The 16,656-nt window shown below is 49.8% G+C and carries 15 protein-coding genes; 8 read left to right on the forward strand and 7 right to left on the reverse strand.

Going from position 1 to position 16,656, the window contains the following annotated elements; all coding sequences use genetic code 11:
• Window positions 1–229: 229 nt before the first annotated feature.
• The 4 genes from K3T83_RS10220 to K3T83_RS10235 all read left to right on the forward strand — a co-directional run bounded on the left by K3T83_RS10220 (window position 230) and on the right by K3T83_RS10235 (window position 5,228).
• The gene (locus K3T83_RS10220) at window positions 230–1,009 is read left to right on the forward strand and encodes a TIGR01458 family HAD-type hydrolase (protein ID WP_220202869.1); all 780 of its coding nucleotides are present in this window, start codon (window positions 230–232) and stop codon (window positions 1,007–1,009) included.
• A 255-nt stretch (window positions 1,010–1,264) separates the two neighbouring features.
• Window positions 1,265–2,500 carry a protein kinase domain-containing protein gene (locus tag K3T83_RS10225; protein WP_220202870.1) on the forward strand — a complete coding sequence of 412 codons (1,236 nt, stop codon included), beginning with the start codon at window positions 1,265–1,267 and terminating at the stop codon, window positions 2,498–2,500.
• 152 nt (window positions 2,501–2,652) lie between these two features.
• A complete protein-coding gene (locus K3T83_RS10230; RefSeq protein WP_220202871.1) occupies window positions 2,653–3,987 on the forward strand; it encodes an FHA domain-containing protein in 1,335 nt (444 codons plus the stop codon).
• A gap of 149 nt (window positions 3,988–4,136) precedes the next feature.
• Window positions 4,137–5,228, forward strand: coding sequence for a serine/threonine-protein kinase (locus K3T83_RS10235; RefSeq protein ID WP_220202872.1), 1,092 nt, complete (start codon window positions 4,137–4,139; stop codon window positions 5,226–5,228).
• A gap of 59 nt (window positions 5,229–5,287) precedes the next feature.
• Here K3T83_RS10235 and K3T83_RS10240 read toward each other — a convergent pair whose 3' ends face one another.
• The 5 genes from K3T83_RS10240 to K3T83_RS10260 form a co-directional block, all read right to left on the reverse strand.
• Window positions 5,288–5,770: a response regulator transcription factor gene (locus tag K3T83_RS10240; RefSeq protein ID WP_220202873.1), complete on the reverse strand. Its 483-nt coding sequence runs from the start codon at window positions 5,768–5,770 to the stop codon at window positions 5,288–5,290.
• A 59-nt stretch (window positions 5,771–5,829) separates the two neighbouring features.
• A complete protein-coding gene (locus tag K3T83_RS10245; protein ID WP_220202874.1) occupies window positions 5,830–7,986 on the reverse strand; it encodes a GAF domain-containing protein in 2,157 nt (718 codons plus the stop codon).
• Window positions 7,987–8,314: 328 nt separating this feature from the next.
• A complete protein-coding gene (locus K3T83_RS10250) occupies window positions 8,315–9,457 on the reverse strand; it encodes a hypothetical protein (RefSeq protein WP_220202875.1) in 1,143 nt (380 codons plus the stop codon).
• A gap of 33 nt (window positions 9,458–9,490) precedes the next feature.
• Window positions 9,491–10,420: a heme-binding protein gene (locus K3T83_RS10255; RefSeq protein ID WP_220202876.1), complete on the reverse strand. Its 930-nt coding sequence runs from the start codon at window positions 10,418–10,420 to the stop codon at window positions 9,491–9,493.
• A gap of 104 nt (window positions 10,421–10,524) precedes the next feature.
• Window positions 10,525–11,547, reverse strand: a complete 1,023-nt coding sequence (locus K3T83_RS10260) for a cupin domain-containing protein (protein ID WP_220202877.1) — start codon at window positions 11,545–11,547, stop codon at window positions 10,525–10,527.
• Between the two features lie 483 nt (window positions 11,548–12,030).
• Here K3T83_RS10260 and K3T83_RS10265 point away from each other — a divergent pair, with 483 nt between their 5' ends.
• Window positions 12,031–12,189 (forward strand): hypothetical protein, encoded by a 159-nt coding sequence (locus K3T83_RS10265; protein WP_220202878.1) that lies wholly within the window; start codon window positions 12,031–12,033, stop codon window positions 12,187–12,189.
• Between the two features lie 67 nt (window positions 12,190–12,256).
• Here K3T83_RS10265 and K3T83_RS10270 read toward each other — a convergent pair whose 3' ends face one another.
• Window positions 12,257–12,640 (reverse strand): antibiotic biosynthesis monooxygenase family protein, encoded by a 384-nt coding sequence (locus K3T83_RS10270; protein WP_220202879.1) that lies wholly within the window; start codon window positions 12,638–12,640, stop codon window positions 12,257–12,259.
• 134 nt (window positions 12,641–12,774) lie between these two features.
• Between K3T83_RS10270 and K3T83_RS10275 the strand changes: the two genes are divergently transcribed.
• Together K3T83_RS10275 and K3T83_RS10280 are read left to right on the forward strand one after the other, a co-directional pair.
• On the forward strand, window positions 12,775–13,119 hold the full coding sequence (locus K3T83_RS10275) for a winged helix-turn-helix transcriptional regulator (protein ID WP_220202880.1): 345 nt from the start codon (window positions 12,775–12,777) through the stop codon (window positions 13,117–13,119).
• 210 nt (window positions 13,120–13,329) lie between these two features.
• On the forward strand, window positions 13,330–14,436 hold the full coding sequence (locus K3T83_RS10280) for a zinc ribbon domain-containing protein (RefSeq protein WP_220202881.1): 1,107 nt from the start codon (window positions 13,330–13,332) through the stop codon (window positions 14,434–14,436).
• Between the two features lie 53 nt (window positions 14,437–14,489).
• Here the strand turns inward: K3T83_RS10280 and K3T83_RS10285 are convergent, their stop codons facing one another.
• On the reverse strand, window positions 14,490–15,401 hold the full coding sequence (locus tag K3T83_RS10285; RefSeq protein WP_220202882.1) for a dihydrodipicolinate synthase family protein: 912 nt from the start codon (window positions 15,399–15,401) through the stop codon (window positions 14,490–14,492).
• A gap of 307 nt (window positions 15,402–15,708) precedes the next feature.
• Here K3T83_RS10285 and K3T83_RS10290 point away from each other — a divergent pair, with 307 nt between their 5' ends.
• A complete protein-coding gene (locus K3T83_RS10290; protein WP_220202883.1) occupies window positions 15,709–16,593 on the forward strand; it encodes a DUF5666 domain-containing protein in 885 nt (294 codons plus the stop codon).
• Window positions 16,594–16,656 lie beyond the last annotated feature (63 nt).

A 16,656-nucleotide genomic window follows, 5' to 3' on the forward strand; every position in this document is an offset into this window, starting at 1 on the left:
ATTATATGTTATCGATACGCGATTGCCCTTGAATATCCATAAAGAGATGAATAGATATGGAGAATTTCTACACAACGTTTCGCCATTTCTTGATCTCCCAGAATTTCACCCGGAAACGGGGGCATATACCTCTTGCATTCTCGTAAATAGGATATATATACTACTGATATTGGATCAACAATAGACTCCTCGCGTATCAACAAAAACTGAACAAGCAGAGAGAGGGAAGATGGAGCCGATACGTGGTGTGCTTCTTGATATCGATGGTGTGCTACACGTGAGCATGCAACCGATCAACGGGGCAACAGAAACGCTCTACTGGCTGGCGAAACACGGCTATGAGACCTGCTTTGTCACCAATACAACTACGCTGGCGCGCCAGACGTTGTGCCAGCGCCTACAACAGATCGGTCTGCCCGTTGAAGAACAGCGTTTGATCACAGCACCAGTTGCCACAGCAAACTACATTCGCCAACACTTTTCCGGGAAACGCTGCTGGGTATTGAGCAAAGGAGATACCACCTCCGACTTTAAGGGCATCGAACTGGTAGAGGATCGGGCAGATGTTGTCGTGATTGGGGGAGCCGAAGAGCTACTCACGTATGAGACCATGAATCGCGCCTTTCGTATGCTCATGGAGGGTGCAGCACTGCTAGCAATGCATACCAATCTTTACTGGCGCACAAAAGAAGGATTACAGCTAGATAGTGGACCATTTGTGCGAGCGCTGGAACTGGCGAGCGACAAAAAAGCGGTGGTGCTTGGCAAACCTGATCAGGCATTCTTTGCTCAAGCTCTCAACGCTATTAATGTCGCAGCACATGAAAGCATCATGGTAGGGGATGACATTGATAACGACATTCGAGGAGCACAAAAAGCAGGCATGCGCGGCGTTCTAGTATCTACAGGGAAGCATAATGCACATTCTCCCCAACTGCAACAGACCCGGCCAGAGGCTATTCTCGCATCGATAGCAGATCTACCGAAGTGGCTGGAGAACAAGGGTTGAGAGAAGAGATAGGGAAAAATGGCATGAAATCGGCGTCCATAAAAGGAAGCCATAAAAACATTTTTCTTAAAGAGTGGTAGGTATCATTTTTTTCTAGTACATTATAGCTATATAGTGAGCATGCTTAACTCTATCCGTTCTTAAAATCCAGAGGTGCGCGAAAGAGAAGATGAAACATCCTCTCATGACACAACAGCACGGATGGTGTATAATGAAGCCGCTGAAAGTAGCATAACGAATGAGGAGTTCACACCAATGAACGGCGACATGATTGGTCGCGTCATCAAAGGCCGCTACAAACTCATCGACGAACGTGGACGAGGCAGCTTTGCCACCGTATATGTTGCGCGTGACCTGGAAAATAATCATATATACGCCGTGAAAGTCATGCATTTAGAACTTTCCAATGATGGAGAGTTATTGGCGCGTTTCCAGCGCGAGGCCCATATTCTACTCAATCTGAGCGATTCGCATATTGTGCGCATAATGGATTATGGGAACGATAACAATATGCATTATATCGTGATGGACTATATCGACGGACAAAGTTTGAAATACTATATGATTAATGATGGTCCAATGGACCCTCTGCGCTCCCTTAATTACACCCATCAAATAGCAGAAGGGCTAAGCACAGCTAACAAGCAGGGAGTCGTACATCGCGATATCAAGCCACAAAACATACTCATCAACAGTAATGATATGGTGAAAATCACCGACTTTGGCCTGGCGCGCAGCCGGGAAACGGTAACGCTGACGCAATCGAACGTTTTTATGGGTACAGCCTACTATATCTCGCCTGAGCAGGCAGAAAGTGGGCGTTCAGCGGATACGCGCTCTGATCTTTACTCGGTCGCCACAGTTCTGTTTGAAATGCTAACAGGACACCCACCATTTCGCGGAGAGACCGCTGTAGACATCGTTATCAAGCACATGAACGAAAAGGTACCATCGATCTGCCGTCTGCGTCCAGGACTACCGATGGAAATGGACCTTTTTATGCAGAAGGCCTTAGCCAAAGCGCCAGCTGATCGTTATCCTACTCCACAAGAGTTCATGGTGGCCCTCGAACAATTACAGGAACGCATCCAGGCCATGCCACCAATACCGCGAGTCGAACGGCCTGGAGGGAATGAACAGAAGCCAGGGAATACAGGTCCGCAGAAACCGTCTGTACCTCCGCAAAAAGACGCATGCATTATAGTTCTCTCCAGTGGACAAACCATTCCTCTCAAGGGGGAGTTGATGGTAGTGGGCCGCCAAGACCCAACCCTGGGGATCTTCCCGGAGATCAACCTGGCGGATAAGACGGTCGGGCGACGACATGCGTATCTGCGTAACCAGCAGGGGACGTACACCGTCGAAGATCTCAATGCCCTGAACAAGACTCGCCTGAATGGAGTGATCTTGACGCCACACGAAGAGCGCTCCCTCAAAGATGGAGATGTGCTTCGTTTTGGTAGTGTCGAGGTACGTTTTGAGTATCGCTAAAAGGTGGTGTTAGATACGCACTGAGTCGCACTAGTAGGGGTATCCAGATGGGATGCCCGATTTATGATCGGGTGGCGAAGTTGATTTCGTGAGATCTGTCGCAGAGGGAACGAAGAAGGCTTGCTGCCCCTACGATCAGAGGGGTGAACTACATGAGTGAAGGAATGTCAATAGTTTTACTGGCTGCTCCTATCAGTACACCAATATTGATTGGCGCAGGCTTGGTACTGGCAATTATCATCCTTGTTGCAGCGCTATTGCTCTTTCGTAGCAGTGGCAAGAAAAAAGCCGATGCGTCAGCCGGTAGTGGTGCCAGTGGTTGGCAACCGCAAGGACAACAGGGTGCCTGGGGTCAACAACCGCCGCAGCAGGGTGCCTGGGGCCAGCAACCTGATCAACAGGGTGCCTGGGGTCAACAACAGGGCCAGCAAGGTGGTTGGGGTCAGCAACCCGATCAACAGGGTGCCTGGGGTCAACAACCGCAAGGACAACAGGGCGCCTGGGGTCAGCAACCCGACCAGCAAGCTGCCTGGGGCCAACAACCGCAAGGACAACAGGGTGCCTGGGGTCAGCAACCTGACCAGCAAGCTGCCTGGGGCCAACAACAGCAGGGTCAGCAAGGTGCCTGGGGTGCTTCTCCCAGCTCTCCCGATCAGCAGGGTGCCTGGGGCCAACCTGCTCAGGCTCAACAGCAGCAAGGTGCCTGGGGTGCTTCTCCCAGCTCTCCCGATCAGCAGGGTGCCTGGGGTCAGCCCGCTCAAGCACAGCAACAGGGCAATTGGGGTCAACAACCCGCTCAGGCGCAGGCATCCTGGGATGGAGGATCTGGCGCGCAAGATCCCTGGGGTCAGCAGCAACAGCAGCAGCAAGCCAGCGGACCACAGTGGGGCGCTGGCGGCCAATCTCAGCCGGGTCAGCAAGCACCAACGGCCTACGGTGGCAATCAAGCAGGAGCGTGGAGCCAACCTTCAATGGGCGGCGCTCAGGCCACGCCTGATCCCTGGGCAGCAGGGCAACAACAACAGCAGAGCGGTTGGGGGAATCAGGGAGCGCAGGCTGGAGCAGCGGCGGCACCTTCCTGGCAACAACAGCAGCAGGGCGGCGCTGCACCTCAAGAAGCTGGCGCAATGTTCGGAGCAAACGATGGAGACCGCACGATGTTGCGCACCAGTGGTCCACAAACGGGCATTGGCCTTGTACGTGTCGAAGAAGGCAAAGAACCGGGCCGCATCTATGAAGTACGCAAAGAGTCATTGAGCATCGGAAGAAGCCGCGAGAGCGATATCTTCCTGGAAGATCTGGCAGTTTCGCGCCTGCACGCTTCAATCCTGAACATGGGCAATGGCAACTATGCACTTAAAGATGAAGGTAGCGCCAACGGGACCAAAGTGAATGGGCAACTGGTGAACAAATACCAGACCTATCCACTCCAGGAAGGTGATCGCATTCAGCTGGGTCAGACCGTACTCGTCTTTGCCAGACACTAATGCCATCAGCAGAGCAGCATCCACTGCACCATTTAGAGAAGGGAAGCGGGAAAACTACGTGAATGGACATACTGCGCCTATTATATTTGTTGTGCATATGTAGACAAGTATAATAGGCGCTAGTGTTCCTGACGTGGCCTGAGAGCAGCATGCAGCAGCAAGATGATCTTATAGGAACAGTGCTGGGTAACTACCGCATTACCGCTGTATTGGGACAGGGAGGAATGGCGAAAGTTTACAAGGCGTACCAGGAAAATCTCGACCGAGAAGTGGCAATCAAAGTACTACCCCCCTGGTATGCAGCCGACCGCAGTTTCGTTGAACGCTTCAACCTCGAAGCCAAACTGGTGGCGCGCCTCTCACATCCTAATATTGTTACCGTCCACGATGCCAACGAGATCAATGGGCATCTCTATATCGTTATGCAACTGGTGGACGGAGGAACACTCAAAAATCGCCTCGATCAGCACTATCGCAGCGGCAAGGCAATGGACTTTGCTGAAGCAGTACCAATCTTCACACAACTGGCCAGCGCGCTGAACTATGCCCATGAACAGGGGGTAATTCACCGCGATATCAAACCCGTCAACGTCTTGATGGATCGCTCAGGGCGTCCAATCCTTTCAGATTTTGGCATTGCTAAAGTCCTCGCCAGTACAGAGTCCAATCTGACGCGACCAGGGGCGGGCGTTGGCACCCCTGAATACATGTCCCCGGAACAATGCCAGGGAGGGGCCATCGATGGTAGAGCCGATATTTATGCACTGGGGGTTATGCTCTTTGAGGCTCTTGTAGGAAAACCTCCTTTTCAAGGAAACAACTACCCCGCGCTGGCTCATAGCCATATTTATGAAATGCCACCTCGCCCGAGTCTGTTAAACCCTGCTATCTCCCCTACCGTTGAGCATATTATCTTAACCGCGCTGATGAAAAATCCTCAGCAGCGCTTCCAACATGCCACCGATCTAGCGGACGCTTTGCAACGAACGCTAGTAAACAGCAATAATTATGCCACCCCTCCCATGCAAGTGGGAGGTAATACACCCTTTACAGGCCAGGGAGCGGCAATCGATCCACGCCAGCTTGCCATGTACCCCTGCCAGTATTGTCAACGCCCCAATAAACCCCAGCAGCGTTTTTGTACATATTGTGGCAATCCAATGAACCAATGCAGAATATGTGGTAAGTTTAACGCCGCGAACAATCGCTTCTGTACCAGTTGCGGAAAACCATTAGCATGAGTTATAAACAAACAGAGCTGTGAGGTCTAGACGAATCATCACAGCTCTGTCTGGTCGATTTAATACACAAACTCGTCCATTTGCGCCGCATGAATACGCTCCAACACCTTGCGCCGCTCGTCGATACGCTTATGTTGCAACATAAGACGCTGCTCACTATTCATCGAAAGGATAGTACGCACACGCTCAACGATGATGCTGGGCTGAGTTGGCTTGGTGATATATTCAATGGCACCTTCCTCAAACCCCTGCACCTGTTCCGTCAGGTTGACCAGCGCGCTCAACACAAGGACAGGCAGCGGCGGTGTAATCTGATGATCGCGCAACCACTGCAAGACCTCCCAGCCAGAGACAGGACGCATAATAAGGTCGAGAATAATTAAATGGGGCTGAAACTCAGGAACGACACGAATAGCCTCCTGTCCGTTAGAAACCGCGAGGGTATTAAAACCATTGTGCTCAAGGAAGAAGGAGAGTACCTGCTGAATAGCAGCTTCATCTTCAACAATCAAAATCCGCTTTTGTTCGGGAACCTCACCCATATGTCACCTCTACTAATCCACCAGAAAGTAAGGAGAAACAGTTACATCATGCAATGTTACTATTCTCGCGTACGGCTACGCCTCACAAGTGGGAAACGTACTTCAGCAACAGTATATTCCGCCGGGCCATCACCAGTAGTGTTTGTTCCATTTTGAGACGTCAGATCATGTTCGCGGCGCAGCGAGAATTGACCCTCAAGATCTCCTGCCAGGTTTTTGATCAGCGAAAGGCCCAGTCCCTCAGAACTGCTCTCGCTATTTTCGCCAAATTGCAGATTAAACGCTGGCCCCGTGCCATTATCACTCACCTGGACATAGACCCAGCCATCCTCTTCGCGCCCACGCACAATAACACGACCGACAGATTGGCCTGCCAGCCCGTGTTTAATCGCATTAGAAACCATCTCATTAATGATCAAAGCTAATATAGTGACTGCTCGTGAAGGAATAACAATACCACAGGGTTCAACTTTAAAAGTAATATGCTTCTCAGGAGGAACAAGATTAGTACTGGCAACGCCCACAATTTTACGCGCGACCTCATCAACGCGAGCCTCGCTGACATCTTCGTGAGCCAGCAAATCATGCGTTGCCGCCAACCCTTGCACACGATTGACGCTTTCAGCCAGAATGTGGCGCACATCTGAAGATTTCGAGCGCCTTCTCTGCAACGAGAGAATACCCGCAACGTTCGCCAGATTATTCTTCACCCGATGATGAAGTTCACGTAAAAGGACCGATTTCAGTTCCAGGCCGCGCCTCGTCTCCTCATACAAACGGGCATTTTCAATAGCTATGGCGGATTCGTTGGCAAACAGGTTCACCAACTGCATCTGCTCTGCACTCAACAAATGTCGATGGCTACTATAAACACACAGGCAGCCAAGGATTTTGTCCTTCACTTTGAGAGGGACACAGAGAACCGAGTGTATTTCGGAGGAGATAAACGGATCGCTACGAATAAAACAGTGTTCATCAGTATGGAAACAATCAACGGCCATACTCGGCCTGCCAGTTTGCACTGTACGGCCCGCACAACACTGTCCAACGTTAATATATAACTGACCAACTAGATTGGCATTGAGGCCATAGTGAGCAAGCACATGCAAGCGCCGACGATCAGGATCGAGTTCAAAAATGCACGAGCGCTCGGCCCCGGAAAGATGGACGGCCTGTGTTGTAATCATTTGCAACACTTCGTCCAGATTCAACGTAGAGGCAATGACTGAAGAGACGCGATGAATAGTGGCAAGCTCGTGAACTTTGCGGCGCAATTGCTCATCCGTTTGCTCATACAGGCGTCCATTTTCAACGTTGATGGCAATAATGCCCGCCACTATTTCGACAAAGCTGATCTCCTCTCGCGTAAAATCTCGCGGCTCTTGCGAGAGGACGCTAATCACGCCGATCAAGCGCTCAGCATCGCCGAAAAAGATGATCGGCAAGGACATCAAGCCATGATAATCGCTACTATATGCCTGCACTTCGGAAGCAAAATTTGGCGAAGCCATGACATCATGCACCAGTAATGATTGGCCTTTTTCGGCAACCCAACCACTATATCCCTCACCTATGCGCTGGGTAAAATGCATCCCTCCCAATGGACGTGGACCATTGGTGGCACGCAAAGTCAGAACGCGCTGCATATCATCATAGAAAAAGATTGAGCAGAGATCGACCTGTAATTCTTCCGCGATGGCCTGGGCCGTGATCTCCAACGTCTGATCCAGGTCCATTGCCGAATTACTGACGCCATTAATGCGCTGCAATGCCAGCAGACGATGCTCTAACTGTTGAGAAAACATATCTTTGTCCCGCAGGCATTGATCTGTCACACTCTGATAGCCACGAGTAAGTGCCTGAATAGACTCAGACTGCAACAGATGAAGACGCTCAACAGTTTCAACGAGCAAGAGAGGTTGTTCGGATAAGATCTGTTTCAGTTCGGCGACAAGAGCGTCGATATAGCGCTGTAAAGCGACAATACGTACATCCAGCTTCCCTCCCTGCTCAGCAAGCCAGTGTCCCGACTGTTCAAAATTCGCGAGCAGGGTGTGCCAGTTTTGTGGGTCGTTTTCAACGAAGGCATTGAGCAACAACCACGCATCGCTGCCCTCCTCCGGTCCTGAGCCTTCGCCTGAAGCCTGCTGCAAGCTTGCTTTTAGCCGGGCTATATGTTGCGCCAACATCTGCTCTATATCTAAGCCTTGTGTCACGATTTCGCTTCCTACCTTACAGCTACCCGCCGGTCATGATTTGTGGAGAGCCAGACGCTCCACGCCTCACCTCCAAACCTCAACGGTTATATATTGATCACCTTACGATCATATAGTGTATTGTAAATGGGCGATCTAGCAGTGTCAAGCACTCCATACGAAAAGCACGATTGCAAGGCTTGCGCGCATGTTCTTTGAGCATAGCAGAGTTGCACACCATTGCTCAGAATAAAGTACCGTTACTGTCAATCTACTGTCAAAAGAACGTACCTCAAATGCTCTTCCTGAACGATTATAACATATACACAATACCCTCATGTCTGCCTTGTCACTTTCTGGTGAAGACATCAAAAATTGATGGAAGCAATGCCATGAGAGCTGGTAAGAGCCAGGCCACCGCTAATCGACGCATCTCTACAACCTGGACGGGCCAGATGGGAAAGGTCTCTTGTACTAATTCATAGCGCTGTTTGAGAGCAGCTAGGCGCTCTGTGCCTGCTACAATCTGCGCTGCCTCTTCATCGGCTGTTGGCCTTGTCTCTACAAGCATTCGTTCGTACTCCTCGGTGAGCGGCTGTAGCTGTTGATTACGCGCTCGAACCATGACCTGATGAGGCAGCGCTAACCATCCGATGGCGAGTACTATGAGCAGAGTCAGGTAGCTGATTGTTGCGCCAGCGATATCATATGGGGATAAAGAGATTGGAGGGAATTCGTGAAATGCCAATAAAAACAGAGTACTCGCAACCATGATGGCTGCACCCATCCACCCAAGCTGTCCTAGAGCCGCCAAACCACCAGAACTATCGGGAGAGAGTGGCCTGACGCGAATGCTGAACAAAGCAAACAATTGATTGAGAAAGCTCAGAAGCAGAATCATGCGCAGCAATCCGAACACGAAGGTATAGAAGGCTGGAAACGTGATAGTGAGAAAACTCACGAGCAATAACCAGGGCGACACTGTAAGTGATTGCGGAGCAAGAATGAAAATGCCATACAGGAAATAGAAGAGCGCGAGTACGCCAATGGCAAGGCTCCACCACCAGCTATCCATTCGAGAGATCATGTGTTCCAAAAAGCGTGCATAGGACATCGCATTTGCTGGCTCCCTCCGAGATGGGCCAATGACTCCATTGGTCTTCAAACTGTTAAAAATCGAAGCCATCCAGGAAGGGAGCAGCAGGTAGATGAGCAGGCTCAAGGTCGTACCGAGCGTAAACAAGAGTACCTCGAACATGTCGCCTGGAGAAACAGACGGCTGGAAGCGGCTCTGAAAAAGAGGAGCGAGGAGAAAAAAGCAGAAACCTACCACAACGAATCCCCCCACGACGATCCAAACCGTAGCTAGATGCAGTTTATCTTTGAGTAGTACGAGCAGAGGATCATGTTGATACAAGCTTCGCGCAGAGAGAAGCGTACTGTCGCCTTCGCTCTGCGCCGCTCCCTTCCTGGTTGAGGTTTCTGCCTCCATTGCTGTTCTCCCGAATAGAGCAGACAATATTCTTTATTGTTTCACCAGTGTTCCTACCGAAATATGCGGCCAGAGCAAGTTTTCAAACTCAAGAATAACTGTCTGTATGTATTGGAGTTGCAAATACTGGCGGCCATCTGTGTCCTGCATCGTTTCGATAAAAAACCGCGCTGAAAAACTGCTCACATTGGCATTGACGCGAACGAACGGCATATTCACGATGCCGCCAACCTCTTCCGGTTGGGGCTGCACTGGAGTATCGTTAATGCCACCGACCGGCCTCGCATCTACCTGGATGATATGCGCATGGTCCATCGTTTGCCCTGCATTGAATTCGTTGCGCAGCACTTCGGTGAGAACAAGACCTGGATCAAATTGGGATCTGGCAGGAATGCCTGAGGGCAACTGAGCATTGTCAAAGGGAGCAAGAAACTGTTGATCGGTCACATCAACCCTGGCACCAGTCTTTGGATCAAGGGTAAATGGAAGCGCGTCGGTTGATGCAAATGGCGGAGAGAAACCTCTGTTAGAGGTGGCATGGCCTTGTGCTAACAGAGAGTCACCATGAGGAATAGTACTCAGACGAACGATACTGTTTTTTTGTGCAGGAGCGGTCGTCTCCGGCACATGAAGCCACATACCCGTTTCAACGTGCAATCCTCCACTGGTGAAGGCATCGCTGATTTGCTGGAAATAGTGAAGCCCTACAAAGAAAATATCGTTTTGAAAAAAACCGCGATTTGGGATTGGCGCACCTATGGAGGTAAACGTCAATGCTTCCTGTGTGGCATTCAGCTTCAGGCGAAAGGAGTGTTGTTTCTGAAAATCTGGCAAGGAAATCAGATTGAACCCTCTGCCCATCCAGGTTCCTGGCAATTCGGCCAGAGGGCCTAGTTTTGCAAGGAGCGTGGCAAATGGTGCGCTGGCGCGTAACTGTACTGGGGGTGTGATCACCTGAGTCATCGCTTTTGTCCCTTCTTTCTTCAAATAAGATTATCAAGGTTTTTCTGTAAGAGTAGCAATGTGGAAATCCTTCTTGTTAGCACTGACAAGCCTGAAGGAATTGATCAGGCGTCAGGTTGTTGTCTTTTTGCCGCGAGAAAGACATTACCTGGTGTGGGAACCTTGTTGAAGATGCTCAAATCTGACCCAAAACTGGCTGCCAGGAGTTCGTGCGAGAAAGAGGTGAACACCTGTGAAAAGTCTATATTTGTTGGAGCGCTGTTGGAAAAGAATACTAAGAACTGTAATGGGTCATTACTTGCATTGTCAATGTAGTGCAAGTAATTTTGCGGAATGTAGGCTACATCTCCAGGCTTAATGACAAAGCTCTCCCGTTGTCCATTCGGCCCCTGAATTTCCATCCGGGCTGTGCCGCTCACACAATAGTCCAGCTCGCCAGCATTCGGGTGCCAGTGAGGTTCCCGTAGCGCTTCTGGATAAGCGGTCAGGAGGAACAAGGTGAGGCCATCGAGAGAAGGTATCTGCGAAGTGGTCAACTCATGGGTCGTTCCTCCCGCAAAGATATGAGGGGAGATCATATTCATATTGAACGTGAAGGGATTGGAGAGACTCGTTTTTATTCCCCCTCGTATGCTGTTGACTGCTTGTTCACTCTTGATGAGGAACTGGTCGCCCTGTTGAGGCAGATCTGGAAACCAGGCATTGGGAATGTTAAACGTCTGTGCCCATAGGGTTCGCGAAATGTTTCCAAGCGTGCTGGAGATGTCAATGTGTTCTGGTTTTGCAGAACTAAAAACAGTGACCAGGTGAAGCGTTTCCCTGCTCTCGTTGAAGATGAAGTGAGCATAACCGGTAGGAATAAAGGAGACGCTCCCCGGTTGAATGTGAAAGAAATCGGCCTCTCCTTCTGGTGTGAGCAGCCCTATGATACCCTGACCTTGCAAGCAATAATTCAATTCGCCCGCGTTGGGATGCCAGTGCAGTTCGCGCAACCCCCCAGGTTCTATGCGCATCGAGTACATGGCAATATCCCTGAGATCAGAGATATTTTGCCGGCTAGCAATTCTGTTTGTACCTCCTGCAAAGGAATCTGGCGTGGCTTGTTCCAGTCGATATTTGAAAGACATATGGTCCTCAACTTTCTACACTCTTTTCAGGCACTCAATATCTTTCTCTCGATTCATATTCTGTGTCCAGTATATATAAGCATGAAAAATAGCTCTCGTTTGGCTTGATTCCTGGCTCTTACGTCATCTCCTCCGAATCCATTTGTACGCGTTGGACGCCAACCGACTATTATTTGCCTCCCGGCCCTCGGCGTGAAGGCGAAATCGCTTGTATCCTGAGAGGATACTGTTTTTAGCTCCGATATACTGCTTTCAGGAAGATTGAATACTCTTTTCGCAGGCAGATGTGAGTGACGCTAACTCTGCCTTTCGTTTTTTTGTCCTGTCATGAATACAGTCTAGATCGGGAGGTCTCAGAAAGTATGCATCATTTTACCAACATGGCAAGTGGAGTTGGCGACAGTTCTACCTTCATCGTATATAGTGCTGAATTTCAGGCCGTAATCGGCAAAGATCCACAACTCGTCAAGGTGATAGCAACTGATGCGCACGAGGGGCCTGTCTATCTCTATCGGGGAAATCATCCTGGCCGGGACGACCAATTTCGTTTTTGGTGGGTCGCATCGCAACATTCTCTTTATTGAAACAGACAACGCAATCTGGGCAGCAGTACTGGCAACGGCAGGAGCGGAGCGGCCGTGAGGCTGATCTTTTACCAAAAGCGAGCAAGCACAGTGGTCATACCGCTCACTGTGCTCGCCCTGCCATCCTAGTTCACTTTACCTAATCGATCAAACAGCTCCTTCCATTCGGGATCAACTGCAGCATCCAAACATTGCTTGATCTTTGCAGCAAGATCGGGATCGGGATCATCCGACACCATCATCTGAGAAAGCCTGGCAAGCAAGGGTATAAACTGGAAATCTCCCTCACGGTGAACCGGCTCACGCAGATAGCGATCAAGAGCGGCGAGGTTAGGGATGCCGACGCAATAAGCGTGTGTGTAGCTATCAGCGCCGAAATAACGACCGATGGAGGAAAAGGCGACCGACTTCGTCGATGCAGTACGCGTGATTACTTTCAGCGCCCGTTGCCTTTCTGCCTCATTGACTTCATTCCTGAATTGAAACCGCAAGATGTTTGTGATCATCATTTACCTCCGTTGAGTCAATATTTTTCAGGTACGTTGACATTGTAGCAAGCGCAGTTACAAAATGTAAGAAGGCAAACACTTTGGATATTATCCTCTAAACTTGACTTACTTATTTTTTATAAGGAGCACAATAGATGACGTCTTCTCCCCAAGAACCAGCGGCTAACACTATCTCTTGCGAAGTGATGCAAATTCTCAGCTCCAAGTGGGCCTTCCTCATCATCACTTTCCTGGATGAGCGTCCTCTCCGCTTCAGGCAATTGCAGCGGAAAGCAGCGATCATCACCACCCAATCATTGACAAACTCGCTCCGACATCTGGAACAGATCGGCGTCGTCAAACGCAAGGTGATTCCGACCGTCCCGATTACAGTGGAATATTCGCTAACGGAGAAAGGCAAAGATTTCCATCTCTCGGTGAAGGAAATGGCAAAATGGGAGGTAAAGTGGGGAAAAGGCCGCCCAGTGTATCCAGGCTAATCACCTGCACTCTTCTTTATGAGTTTGAATTAATGAGATGCCAATAATTTATTGGTCTGCACTTTTGAGCATATCGTGAGTGATAATAAAAGACGAATCTCCTATAGAGAGGAAGGTTCCATTTACCAAAGTGGCAATACTTCGTTATATGAAATGACATCCCCGGATAAATACGATCAAAGGGAATGTTTTACAAGGGGGTTTTCATCCATGAGATGCTCAAATTGCGGATTTCCGCTCTCGCCATCCCGCAAACGCTGTTCTCGCTGTGGGGCAGAGGTGGCTGGCAAAGTTGAAAAGCGCAACAATGAAGCCGAGGAACTGTCAACAGCCTTACAGGGTGGCTCCGGTATCCAGGAAGGAGGTCTACACCAGCAACAGTGGGGACAGGCGGCAGTTTCAGCTACCTGGGATATAAACGGGCCAGTGGGAAATGGCGAATCGGCAACGCCATCTCTTTATCAAGGAAATCAAGCATCGCAGCACGAGCAACTGCCATTTACCAGCACGGCCACATTTGCGGAACAGCTTTCGTTTCCAGAACCAGAAGCGCCATTTCCGGCAAGCGTGAATCCAGCACCAGCGGCCCAGCAACCGATCAGGCTGTCAGCGCCGCCACCAAACTCACCACCACCGCCGACAAACACGCCGCTCCCTGCGTCAAACTGGGCACCAGACATGCTCGCTGGTCACGCTGCAACGTACACCACCAGCCCAAAGCCATATGGATCGCATAGCTCATTTCTGGCAAGCAAGCTGACACCACGCTTTGGTTTTACCATATCCGGTGCATTTATTCTCACAGGAACACTGCTCCTGATCTTTGTCTTCCTTATTTCTTTAAGCCTTCCTGTATCATCTATTTCATCATTTCAAAAAGCGGCACCAACCATCACCACAAAAGCGAAGGATAAGCCGACGGCGAGCGAGACGGCCTCGCCTGAAGCCACCATCAGTCCAACGGCTGGCGCTTTTCCGGGGCAACAATTCATTGACAATGGACAAACAGCCAGCGCGGTGAATACCAACACAGCAACGGCAACACAAGTCACCAGTAGCTTCAAAGTCAACCAGCAAATCTACGTCACGTTCGCGGTCCATGCGAGCCAGAGCGGTACGGTTTGCTTGATGTGGTTTTTAAACGAAAAGCAATTTGACAGCTACAATTTTGCGATGAGCGGTGTCTCCACATCTGCCTACTCATACACAACCGCCAGCACTCCGGGTACAGGTTACGTCCAGATCTATTGGGCAACAAAATCCGATTGCTCAGACAAAACTCTGGCCCAACAGGTCAACTTTACCGTTACTGCATAATACATTTCACTGAGGTTCCAGTATAAGTTGTGAACCTCAGTGTCTTCTTTAGATCATTCCACATCAACCAGCGTTGCAGCCAGAATCTGCGCCAGCGTCTCGCACTCCTGAGCAGCAAGAGGGAGCAGCGGCAAACGTGGTTTCCCGCCATAGCCAGCGGTCAGCGCAAGAGCCGCTTTCAAACCTGACACGCCATAGGTTGTAGTAACAGCAGCATTGGCAGGAATAATCCGCGCCTGAAGCTCTCGTGCCTCCTCAAATTCTCCAGCTTCAAACAAGGCCTGTAGCAAGCACACTTCGTGCGGAAAGATATTGGCAAGGGCAGCAATCGTGCCAACGGAACCAGCGACAAGGGCTGGCAGGAAAAAGCTCGCGCTCCCTGCAAAAACACGAAACGATGCTGGAACGCTGTCAACAATTTGCGCTATCTTCACGATGTTGCCAGCGCTATCTTTCAATCCAATAATATTGGGATGCTCCGCCAGAGCAGCGATAGTGGCAACATCCAGATCAATCCCGGCGGCACTGGCAGGCATATTGTATAACAAGATGGGGATGCTACTCTGATCGGCAACGGCCCGATAGTGAGTAATAAGCGCCTGACTATTCATCTGTCCTCGATAGTACGATGGAGGCAAAACAAGCGCCACATCAGCCCCATGCTGAGCAGCCTGCTGACAATGGGTAATAGTGACACGCGTCGATTGAGCGCCACAACCAACCACAATCGGTACTCCATGCTCACCGCTCTTAACCACCTCTTTTGCCGTCGTAATGAGCTGTATTCGCTCATCATCCGTCAGATGAACGGCCTCTCCATTCGATCCCATCAATACATAGCCAGCAATTCCACTATCTTCCAGACGACGCATATGACGCCGCAACGTCGCAAGATCAAGCTCTTCCTGGTCATCAAAAAATGTCGGCAGAGGTGGATAAACTCCACTTGGTAAAATACTTTGCACGTTCTAGCTCCCAACCAGTAATACTTGTAGTTTCTATACTCTGGCATTATAGCATGGCTCATCATAGGCGAGATGAGGTCAACAGGTGATGGCAGAAACACATCGATAAAAGTTACAGTAACATATTTCTTTTGTCTTTATCTGCAAAATCATGTACGATATGAGAGCGCTTGCTTCTGGCACTATGAAGTGAATTATCTCACAGGCACAGTGTGCCATAAAGCATAGCGCCTCCCAAAAAAGGATGGTATAGTCGTCAATAAATAAGGTTGATGCGAAAATAGGGTCACAACGAGGGAGCAAGACAATGAAAAAATCTTTATTAAATCAAATGCGTTCATTGCTCATATGTATTGCAGGTCTCTGTATTATGATCTTTTTTGCTGCCTGTTCTGGGGTCGCCACCACCACAACCAACGCCAATGGCAACCAATCTGTCACATTGCAGGGCGAGGTACAATCAGTCAATCCATCGGCTCATAGCGCGGTTTTTCTCGCTCAGGGCCAGACCGTGACGGTTAGCCAGTTGACAGATCAGCAGGTTGCAACATTACAATCGCAAATTGGCAAAACCTTCACATTGCAGGTCACAAAAACGGGCGATACAACATACACGATTAACGTTGGCACCAACATTCAAGAAGGCGCGAATCCCGTAGCAACCTCAACAACCGCCTCCACCAATGGGCAACCAACAACTACGACGACCTCTTACCCCGGTACGATTGATTTTATCGGCAAGGTACAGAGCATCAACGCAAACAGTATCACCGTCACTATGCCCAATGGCGATGCGCTGCCAATGGCTCTCAACACCTCTACCCATCGAGACGACGATTTTATGAATGGACAGCCAAACGTTGGTCAGATGATTAAAGTGGAAACTTACACCAATCTTGATGGTTCATTCACTGCCAAGAAGCTCGGCAGCATTAGCCTTGAAGATCAGAACAACACCTTCAAAATCAATAGCGTGGACTTTGAAGGCGTCACCACGAGTGCTGTCGGTACCGACAACGTTCTACACTTCAACGTCGGTAACAAAAGCTACAGCTACGCTATGAATACTTCTACCAGGCTCAAACACTTCATGAATCCACAGTCTATCGTTGCCAATACACCAGTCGATGTCGAAATACGCTTCAATGGCTCAAATGGCACCGTAACACAAGTTGAAAACAATAACAACTAACAGAGAAACCATCGATCCCTCTCACATTCGCCCCTCTCTGAAAAGAGAGCCAGAGCACCGGTT

Source organism: Reticulibacter mediterranei (assembly GCF_016587455.1).

Coding starts and splice junctions, on each gene's coding strand:
- K3T83_RS10220 (WP_220202869.1), top strand. CDS start 230: ATGGAGCCGATACGTGGTGTGCTTCTTGATATCGATGGTGTGCTACAC.
- K3T83_RS10225 (WP_220202870.1), top strand. CDS start 1,265: ATGAACGGCGACATGATTGGTCGCGTCATCAAAGGCCGCTACAAACTC.
- K3T83_RS10230 (WP_220202871.1), top strand. CDS start 2,653: ATGAGTGAAGGAATGTCAATAGTTTTACTGGCTGCTCCTATCAGTACA.
- K3T83_RS10235 (WP_220202872.1), top strand. CDS start 4,137: ATGCAGCAGCAAGATGATCTTATAGGAACAGTGCTGGGTAACTACCGC.
- K3T83_RS10240 (WP_220202873.1), bottom strand. CDS start 5,770: ATGGGTGAGGTTCCCGAACAAAAGCGGATTTTGATTGTTGAAGATGAA.
- K3T83_RS10250 (WP_220202875.1), bottom strand. CDS start 9,457: ATGGAGGCAGAAACCTCAACCAGGAAGGGAGCGGCGCAGAGCGAAGGC.
- K3T83_RS10255 (WP_220202876.1), bottom strand. CDS start 10,420: ATGACTCAGGTGATCACACCCCCAGTACAGTTACGCGCCAGCGCACCA.
- K3T83_RS10260 (WP_220202877.1), bottom strand. CDS start 11,547: ATGTCTTTCAAATATCGACTGGAACAAGCCACGCCAGATTCCTTTGCA.
- K3T83_RS10265 (WP_220202878.1), top strand. CDS start 12,031: ATGCGCACGAGGGGCCTGTCTATCTCTATCGGGGAAATCATCCTGGCC.
- K3T83_RS10270 (WP_220202879.1), bottom strand. CDS start 12,640: ATGATGATCACAAACATCTTGCGGTTTCAATTCAGGAATGAAGTCAAT.
- K3T83_RS10275 (WP_220202880.1), top strand. CDS start 12,775: ATGACGTCTTCTCCCCAAGAACCAGCGGCTAACACTATCTCTTGCGAA.
- K3T83_RS10280 (WP_220202881.1), top strand. CDS start 13,330: ATGAGATGCTCAAATTGCGGATTTCCGCTCTCGCCATCCCGCAAACGC.
- K3T83_RS10290 (WP_220202883.1), top strand. CDS start 15,709: ATGAAAAAATCTTTATTAAATCAAATGCGTTCATTGCTCATATGTATT.